Source organism: Nonomuraea zeae (genome assembly GCF_005889725.1).
Classification (GTDB): domain Bacteria; phylum Actinomycetota; class Actinomycetes; order Streptosporangiales; family Streptosporangiaceae; genus Nonomuraea; species Nonomuraea zeae.
In genome coordinates this window covers 1-690 of the sequence record NZ_VCKX01000724.1, presented here as the reverse complement: position 1 = coordinate 690, position 690 = coordinate 1, and the positions used below count along the sequence as shown (strand labels likewise).

Genomic DNA, 690 nt, shown 5'->3' with positions numbered 1-690 from the left:
TCTGCGACACCCGCCAGCCCGCCTCATGCAGATCCTGGGTGACGCGAGGCGACCCATAGGTGCCGCCTGAGGCCTCGAACAGGCGGGTGATCTCCGCATCGAGGTCGGCCCGCCGGCGCTGGCGGGCGGTCGGCGCTGGCGGGCGGTCGGCGCGTCATCGCCGATGCGGTTCTTCCATTTGCAGAACCAGGACTGAGACGCCCAGCGCCCGGCAGGAGATGGTGTGGTCGATGTTGTGCTCGGTCTTCTGGGAGCTGATGAAGGCCGCCACGCTTATCCGCCCATCGCCTCCTTGACCCACAAGACCACCGAGCGCTTGAGCACGTCACGCTCGTCTTCCAACTCAGCGCGTTCCTTCTCCCAGGCCGCCTTGTCCTGGGCGTGCTGCTTGGTCAGCTCGGCCTTCTCCCGCCGCAGCCGGGCCAGTTCCTCCCGCTCGGACTCCTTCAGCGTTCCGCTCCCGTCGCCGTCGCCGTTGTACTGCTCGGCGAGCCGATCCATCTGCACCCAATGGTGCAACGTGTACGAGCTGATCCCCAGATCCCGCGCCACCTGAGCCACGGGCTTGCCGGTCTCCTTGACGATACGCAAGCGCCCCGGCCCAGAACTCCGGATCAAAGCGCCGCCGCGTAACTGCTGCCACGACCAAACCTTTCCCGGTTCGGTCTCCACGCTATGAGGGGAAGGCCA

Annotated in this window: 1 protein-coding gene and 1 pseudogene; both read right to left on the bottom strand. The window is 66.8% G+C overall.

Annotated features, from left to right (window positions below):
• Positions 1-103 (bottom strand): annotated as a pseudogene (locus ETD85_RS67850) (helix-turn-helix domain-containing protein); the annotation flags it as partial.
• A gap of 170 nt (positions 104-273) precedes the next feature.
• On the bottom strand, positions 274-591 hold the full coding sequence (locus tag ETD85_RS62610) for a transposase (protein ID WP_206059667.1): 318 nt from the start codon (positions 589-591) through the stop codon (positions 274-276).
• Positions 592-690: the final 99 nt, after the last annotated feature.